The organism is Desulfosporosinus metallidurans, assembly GCF_001936615.1.
GTDB classification, from domain to species: Bacteria; Bacillota; Desulfitobacteriia; order Desulfitobacteriales; family Desulfitobacteriaceae; genus Desulfosporosinus; species Desulfosporosinus metallidurans.
This window is the reverse complement of the sequence record NZ_MLBF01000028.1, coordinates 49,972-56,805: the sequence shown is the minus strand read 5'-3', so window position 1 is coordinate 56,805 and position 6,834 is coordinate 49,972. Positions and strand designations below refer to the sequence as shown.

Annotated in this window: 8 protein-coding genes, 1 other RNA gene and 1 pseudogene; 7 read left to right on the top strand and 3 right to left on the bottom strand. The window is 42.7% G+C overall.

Annotated features, from left to right (window positions below):
• The 3 genes and pseudogenes from DSOL_RS28030 to lgt form a co-directional block, all read left to right on the top strand.
• Window positions 1-465 (top strand): annotated as a pseudogene (locus DSOL_RS28030) (ATPase); the annotation flags it as partial.
• 91 nt (window positions 466-556) lie between these two features.
• Entirely contained in the window at window positions 557-757 is a 201-nt protein-coding gene (locus tag DSOL_RS15990; protein ID WP_075365830.1) for a hypothetical protein, read from the top strand.
• A 212-nt stretch (window positions 758-969) separates the two neighbouring features.
• A complete protein-coding gene (gene lgt / locus DSOL_RS15985; RefSeq protein ID WP_075365829.1) occupies window positions 970-1,758 on the top strand; it encodes a prolipoprotein diacylglyceryl transferase in 789 nt (262 codons plus the stop codon).
• A gap of 109 nt (window positions 1,759-1,867) precedes the next feature.
• Here lgt and DSOL_RS15980 read toward each other — a convergent pair whose 3' ends face one another.
• Both DSOL_RS15980 and DSOL_RS15975 read right to left on the bottom strand, forming a co-directional pair.
• Window positions 1,868-2,299: a formylmethanofuran dehydrogenase subunit E family protein gene (locus DSOL_RS15980; RefSeq protein WP_075365828.1), complete on the bottom strand. Its 432-nt coding sequence runs from the start codon at window positions 2,297-2,299 to the stop codon at window positions 1,868-1,870.
• A 207-nt stretch (window positions 2,300-2,506) separates the two neighbouring features.
• Window positions 2,507-2,878, bottom strand: coding sequence for a TIGR04086 family membrane protein (locus DSOL_RS15975; RefSeq protein WP_075365827.1), 372 nt, complete (start codon window positions 2,876-2,878; stop codon window positions 2,507-2,509).
• A 190-nt stretch (window positions 2,879-3,068) separates the two neighbouring features.
• Between DSOL_RS15975 and panB the strand changes: the two genes are divergently transcribed.
• From panB to DSOL_RS15955, 4 genes are all read left to right on the top strand, one after another.
• Entirely contained in the window at window positions 3,069-3,902 is an 834-nt protein-coding gene (panB, locus tag DSOL_RS15970; protein WP_075365826.1) for a 3-methyl-2-oxobutanoate hydroxymethyltransferase, read from the top strand.
• Between the two features lie 130 nt (window positions 3,903-4,032).
• On the top strand, window positions 4,033-4,491 hold the full coding sequence (locus tag DSOL_RS15965) for an IclR family transcriptional regulator (RefSeq protein WP_075365825.1): 459 nt from the start codon (window positions 4,033-4,035) through the stop codon (window positions 4,489-4,491).
• A gap of 50 nt (window positions 4,492-4,541) precedes the next feature.
• Window positions 4,542-4,727: non-coding RNA, 6S RNA (ssrS, locus tag DSOL_RS15960), on the top strand.
• Window positions 4,728-4,949: 222 nt separating this feature from the next.
• Window positions 4,950-5,576 carry a histidine phosphatase family protein gene (locus DSOL_RS15955; protein ID WP_075365824.1) on the top strand — a complete coding sequence of 209 codons (627 nt, stop codon included), beginning with the start codon at window positions 4,950-4,952 and terminating at the stop codon, window positions 5,574-5,576.
• A 104-nt stretch (window positions 5,577-5,680) separates the two neighbouring features.
• On the opposite strand, the gene DSOL_RS15950 is transcribed toward DSOL_RS15955, so the two are convergent.
• Window positions 5,681-6,709, bottom strand: coding sequence for a phospholipase D-like domain-containing protein (locus tag DSOL_RS15950; RefSeq protein WP_083642645.1), 1,029 nt, complete (start codon window positions 6,707-6,709; stop codon window positions 5,681-5,683).
• Between the last annotated feature and the right edge of the window lie 125 nt (window positions 6,710-6,834).

Below are 6,834 nucleotides of genomic sequence, written 5' to 3'. Positions count from 1 at the left end.
CAGGATAAAAAAGAGCTAGAAATTCGAATCAATGGGGAAACACGTTCCCTAGACTTAACGTATGAGATTTTGGTTAATGGCTGTGGGGTAGATGGAAACTGCCTCATCCACGATGGAGATTCAATTGAGGTTCGTACAAAGCAGATCACGGTTGGTGAGTTGAAGCTGCAGCCTAAGCCTCTCCTTTTCAGCGTCAATGGGTCAGAACTCCAATACCCTCCCCAAGAAACCATTATCACGTTTCGAGGACGGCCTGTGTCGGATGACGACCCTCTTACGGAGGGTATGGATTTAAGAGTTACTGGATTTAAGCAAATGCCGATCCTTTCGGAATTATTGCCCTATGTTAAATTTCCTGAGGAGACGCCCGCAGGGTCCTCCTTAAAATTGAATGTCAATGGTCAACCCGCTGAATTCACATCGATTTTACATCCGGGTGATCGTGTAACGGTGGCTTTTGTTTAATTGTTTAAATGAGCTTTTCTTTTCTTTAGGAAAATTTTCACCCTTGACAATCTCGCTTGAGGCCATAAAATGGTAATGGAGGTGTAGAGTAATGTTGTTTCAATGGTTGATGGTCTTAATTGCTGTTGCTACGTTAATAGTTACCTTTTATTCCGATCTGCTAACAGGCAAAAAGAAACATTCAAGTTATTTCCAAACGGTTCAGACGCCAACTGGAAAAGCGGAGCGTGAGGCTGTGATCCCTAATCTTAATCAATACGACTCTTTTTATGCCAAACTAAATAGCCTATAATAATAACAAACAGATCCGATGTACATCTTCGGATCTGTTTGCTATTTTTGTGGCTTATCGGGTTTGGAGTATAGGCTCGTGAAGGTGGAAGCTTGTCAGTTAGGTAGAAAACTTGAGACAGATGCTATTTCAAGCTATAATGGAGAAACAGTCGAAGATTTACATAATGAATCACTATATTGAGACAGTATTTAGAATACAAGGAGGAAAAAATGCATCAGTATTGGTTTTTTATTGGGAATTTCCCCCTTCGAGCTTATGGGACACTTTTCGCGTTGGCTTTTGTTCTAGGATTAGGGGTTACGCTATATTTTGCCAGAGCAGAAGGCCGACAGGACTATATGGAGATTATGATGGATCTTGGGCCACTCTTGCTTCTTTCTGGGATATTGGGGGCTCGCATCTGGCAGGTGTTTTTTTTCGATTGGGCATACTATAGCAAGAATCCAGGCGAAATTATTGCCATCTGGCATGGGGGGCTTTCGATTCAAGGGGGAGTCGTCGGGGCATTACTAGTCGGCGGGTTGTATGTTTGGTATAAGAAGATACCCTTTTGGGAAATTGCTGATTTGGCGGCGCCGGGGCTTATGTTGGCTCAGGCCATTGGCAGGGATGCTAATCTTATGAATGGCGACGCCTTTGGCGGACCAACCGGAGGAGATTTCGGGATTCTCTATCCAGTGGGTACAATCGCTCGTGACACGTTTGGGAACCAACCGCTCTGGCCTGCAGAAGTGTGGGAAGGGCAAGTGGATGTGATAATCTTTGCTTTGCTCGTGATCTTAAAATTGAGAAAATGGCCCTCGGGTACGATCTTTTTGTTATATATGGTCTTTTACAACCTATCTCGTTTCTTTTTGGAGAGTTTGCGAGGGGATAGTCCAAGATTTTTATTCCATTGGACAGCGGCGCAATGGAGTAGTATTGTGGCGGTTGGAATTGCTTTAGTCCTCCTATTATGGAGAATATGGAGAGAACGGAAACACGAAGTTCCTATGTAAAGATGACTAAGTAAAAGAAAGCATGAGAATTCTAAGGAAAGAGTTCTCATGCTTTCATAGTCCCTAGGGTGTATGGAGGTTTGTTTAGGATCCATCATTTAAGGAATGCTCAGACTTTTTGAAGGGCACAAAATTGGGTTTCTTCGGTTCCAAGGATAAATTGAATGGCTTCTAGATACTTATTTTGCTTTTCGCGCGCACTGGTGTGGATATGAGCCTCGGCAAGGTGTTCCAATAGTTCTGGCCGGATGGAAATAAGAATTCCCTCGGATGTACCCGTATATTGAAAGTGATAAACATGTTCCTTCGTTTCGTTGACAAGTAAATTTCCACGACCGTAGGTTGCACGGTTTAAGATCTGAAAGGCGTCAAGGGCACAGGAGTGGGTATTGGCAGTAACGGTTAGTTCGGAACTTGGAGTAGGACGAATACCCAATTCACGCATGGCAATCTGGGCCACTCGAAAACCGACTGAAATTTCTGGGCAGGTATGACCGTGAAAATCAATAACTTGTTCCCAAGGTGTTTTTTCAACACACATAATACAATCCCCCTCTCTAGCTATGAGAATATTGTAGTACTGACGTGGGTATTTGGAAAGTCTTTTGGTTATCTTTAAGAAATATTAATTCTTTAATTGCAGGATTTTTTGATTAAAAATAGAAAATTACAAAAAGGAATAAAGAAGAGAGGGGAATCTCACTGTGAGATTTCCCTCTCTTCTCAAGGAAGTTTTTCTGGGATGGGGTTAAGAATGAGGAAATAGAACTCCGATGATTCCGCCCACTCCACCAGAAACTAGGGCTATAATGGATTTTTCCCCCATTCTTAGCCAAGATGGAGTATCTGACCAGAAAATAGCTGATAGGATAAGTACCAAAAGGGTAAAGCCAAGGCCTACAGCCAATCCATAGTACAATCCTCTTGTGCCTGCTTGGTGAGCGGTGATAAACGCTCCGACGAAGATGCTGGTGGCAAAGATAATATTGATCGACAGATCGGATTCAGGAAGTGATGTGTAGGAAAGCAGAACGCCAAAGACTAGAGACATTAACAAAGCTAAGATGGTGGCTAAAAGAATTCCTTTAAGAATTAAGGTAAGTTGAAAGGATTTTGACATGGGTCATCCCTCCTTTAATTGATTACCTATGCTTTAATTTAGCAAAATATGACTGGGAAGAAGTGTCTTTGCCTGTACGCACACGTGGCATTGCTATACGCTTGATGCACGGGAGAACGCGCATGTTGGGTGAAATTCTTGATTCTATGAGAACAGTGATTTCGTACTAAACTATAAGGGGGAATTTTAGATGAAAAAGATGATACCTGATTTTGAGAAGATGAAACAAGCCGGTGAGAAGATTAGCATGTTAACGGCCTATGATTATCCTTCTGCCCAGTGGGTTGAAGCGGCTGGGGTGGATACGATTCTGGTTGGTGATTCTTTAGGTATGGTTGTCTTGGGGTATGATTCTACAGTTCCGGTAACGATGGAAGAAATGCTTCATCACACTAAAGCGGCTCGTAGAGGAGCACCACAAACATTTGTGGTCGCTGATATGCCGTTTATGAGTTATGCCACACTTGAGCTTGGTATCATGAATGCTGGTCGGCTGATCAAAGAAGGGGGAGCAGATGCTGTAAAACTTGAAGGTGGAAGTGAAATTGCTCCTATTGTTCAAGCTCTTACGCGCGCAGGAATACCAGTTGTTGGACATATCGGGCTGACTCCCCAAACTGCAAATCAACTTGGGGGATTTAAAGTTCAAGGACGGGATCTGGAAAGTGCTAAGCAGATCGCCAAAGATGGACACGCAATAGAACAGGCTGGGGCGTTTTTACTTGTCCTTGAGGCGATCCCTAGACAGGTTGCGGCGCAAATCACGACAGAACTGAAAATTCCTACGATTGGAATCGGGGCGGGACAGGATTGTGACGGGCAAGTTCTTGTGTACCACGATATATTAGGGCTTTTCGAACGGTTTAGACCTAAATTTGTAAAACAATATGCCCAATTAGGGCAAGACGCGGTTCGAGCAATGAAGGAATTTAATAACGAGGTTAAATCAAGCGTTTTTCCAACGGAAGAACATACTTTTGGTCTTTCTGAAGGTGTTATTCAAAAACTTTATGGAGATAAGTAAGTTAAACTCTATATAGTATAATTAAAGTTCAATTTAGAATACTATTTACGCTAGCTTTTTCTATTAAATTTGATATAATATAGATAAAAATTTAGGTAATTTAATAACTTCGTGGAAGGATGGACTTGTGTTGAGATTAAAGGAAAAAACCCATAGGAAATTTGTCGAATTTTTTGAGAAAATTTCTAATATGTACCAAGGTAAGGATTTCGAATTGGCATATTCAGATATTCAACGGGAGACAGGCGCAGCTAGTGTAACCTTAAAACGTGCCATTAAGGCTTTAGCTGAAGACGGCGTGATTGAAGTTGAACCGGGACGCAACTCGAGATACGCTCGTTTTCGATACCTTTTGGTTTCTCAAAACGCGGAGGAACTATCTGCAGATACCGCATCCAACGGATCAGAGAACTTGAGTGCCGAGGAAAAGGCTCCACCTAGAGGAACTTTTGATTCTGTGAATGAGGACGTTAGTGAACTTTCTCAGTTGGTTGACCATCTTCGGCGGCGTGTACGTAATCAAGAAATGGCGATTGCCTTGCTTCAAGATCGTCTAGCGGAAATCGAGGATAAGCTGCGGAAACGATAATTTCCAAACATTTGTAGAGATTTTTTTCGAAAGTGGTGCTATAATAAAAATACATCCTGGGTTGTGCGTTAGATTATCTTGGTTTTGATCCTATTAGTGACAAGGGAACTAAATGTCAAGTTAGTACAACAAGCCCTTTTCTTCCTGAATAAGGGAAGTTGGAAAGCTTGGACTAGGTGCCCACCTGCGAGAGCAGGGTCAGAAACCTGGAGTCTTACGGCAAGTTGGGGAAGGGTAGGGAGAATTCCCTACCCTTATTTATTTTACCAATCAGAAAGTATAAGTTTCGGGTGGCATAAGTGCAACTAAGGCGACCGCCTTCGCTAAGGCTTGGCGCTAGCCAAGTTTTCTTTATACCAATCAGAAAGTATAAGTTTTGGGTGGCATAAGTGCAACTAAGGCGACCGCCTTCGCTAAGGCTTGGCGCTAGCCAAGTTTTCTTTATAAGGGGGGTAAAGATGACACGGATCATTCTAACACGTCATGGCCAGACCTTGTGGAACATTGAAGGGCGGGTTCAAGGAAGTTTAGACTCTCCGCTTACTGAAAAGGGGATATTACAAGCCCGCTCTTTAGCTTCTAGGTTAAAGAACGAGGGAATTACGCATATTTATTCCAGTGATTCCCCTCGAGCAATGGGTACTGCTGAAGAGATTCGCAGCGAACTCGGACTTGATAAATTACGCATAGATATTGCGCTGCGTGAGTTTTCCTTTGGAGAGTGGGAAGGACGCATATGGCAAGAGCTACGAGTTGCCAATCCAGATGTATTTAAAGTCTGGGACGTAGAACCGCACTTAGTCACTGCACCGGGCGGGGAAAACATGGAAATGGTTTTGGAAAGGGCCTGGAACTTTTTGCAGAGCATTATAAAGAACCATTCTGGGGAGACGGTTTGTCTTGTGACTCATGGATTGACACTAAAACTACTCGTGACGAAAGCGCTGGGCTATGAGGTTCACGAGTGGGCTAAATCACCGTGGCAACATAATACGGCCTTGAATATATTTGAGGTTGATGGCCAACGATGGATACCAACGCTCGTTGGGGATTGTCATCATTTAGAGGAATTAGAAGACAAATAAATTTGCTATTAACATTGAAAGAGAAAGGTAAAGGGACAGGTTTAAACCTGTCCCTTTACCTTTCTCTGTTTGTTATTTTAAACTACATGTAGAGAGATCTTTGCTTATTCCGTGCTTTTGTTCCAATCTTGCTTAAACAACTCGCCGAATTTAACGGAGGCGGCAGGAGAGGGAACGGTAATGGAAAATTCGTGGTTTGCGACAAATGAGTAGTGTGTCCATCCTGAACTGCTTAAGAGAAATGAGGTATTATCAAAAATAGCTATGTGCATACCTAGTGGCGGTGAGCTCGGATAATACCGGATTTGAACCCCTTTGGCCTTTAACTTTTCTAAGGTGACCGGAGTTTTACTGTACACAGCTCGATCCCCAATAATACGAACGTCCCGTCCTTTCTCAGCGGCATTAGTCAAGGCCAGAATTAAATCAGGATCAGTAATTTCGGGGTTTTCTATCCAAATAGATTTTGTACCTGCTGATATCAGATCAGAAACCTGTTGTTTGACATTGGCATTGACCGCCAAAACAATATTATCCTCCGGTAGAGAGGATGTCTTGGCCACCGGCAAGGGAAATGTTGTGGTAAATTCCCAATCCTTTGAGAATAAGGCGGCTGATTTCCAAGCGGATTTTCCGGATAGCTCGATGGCAAGATCATGGGCCTGAAATCCACTACTGGTCCAGGTAGGGCCATTTATTAAAGCCCGTTTTTGGTCAATAATTAGGAGTTTAGTATGGTTAATTTGTCCTTTTTGGGCGGGGTAAAACTGAATTGATATATTGGGGTTGTTTTGGCTTTTCAATTGATCTAATGTGGCCCGATTTGCTTTTTGCCATTGGTCCAAGAGGATGCGGACATCCACTCCTGAATTAGCTTTAGTGAGGAGAAGTTGAATGAGGCGTGGGTCATCAAATTCTGCTTGCTCAACGTAGATAGACGTTTGTGCGGACTCAAGGAGAGCTAAGGTGCGGTTATAAATGGCGTCGTCAACAATAATGGCCTCAACGGGCAGATTGGAAACTGGGACTACTTTGGGGAAAAGGCTTGGTAGTTTAAGTGAACATCCAGTTAAAGCGACGATACTGAACAACGAAAGAACAAGGATAGAAACAAAAAATTTGAGTTTTGGCATGTACATACTTTCTCCCAAGTTTATAAATATTGTCTATAGTATACCATATATGTCCAAAAGGTTAAAAGGCTTGAGAGGCATAACCCTAAGAAGTTTCTCATAATAATGGGGAAAGTGACTATAAA

Coding starts and splice junctions, on each gene's coding strand:
- DSOL_RS15990 (WP_075365830.1), top strand. CDS start 557: ATGTTGTTTCAATGGTTGATGGTCTTAATTGCTGTTGCTACGTTAATA.
- lgt (WP_075365829.1), top strand. CDS start 970: ATGCATCAGTATTGGTTTTTTATTGGGAATTTCCCCCTTCGAGCTTAT.
- DSOL_RS15980 (WP_075365828.1), bottom strand. CDS start 2,299: ATGTGTGTTGAAAAAACACCTTGGGAACAAGTTATTGATTTTCACGGT.
- DSOL_RS15975 (WP_075365827.1), bottom strand. CDS start 2,878: ATGTCAAAATCCTTTCAACTTACCTTAATTCTTAAAGGAATTCTTTTA.
- panB (WP_075365826.1), top strand. CDS start 3,069: ATGAAAAAGATGATACCTGATTTTGAGAAGATGAAACAAGCCGGTGAG.
- DSOL_RS15955 (WP_075365824.1), top strand. CDS start 4,950: ATGACACGGATCATTCTAACACGTCATGGCCAGACCTTGTGGAACATT.
- DSOL_RS15950 (WP_083642645.1), bottom strand. CDS start 6,709: ATGCCAAAACTCAAATTTTTTGTTTCTATCCTTGTTCTTTCGTTGTTC.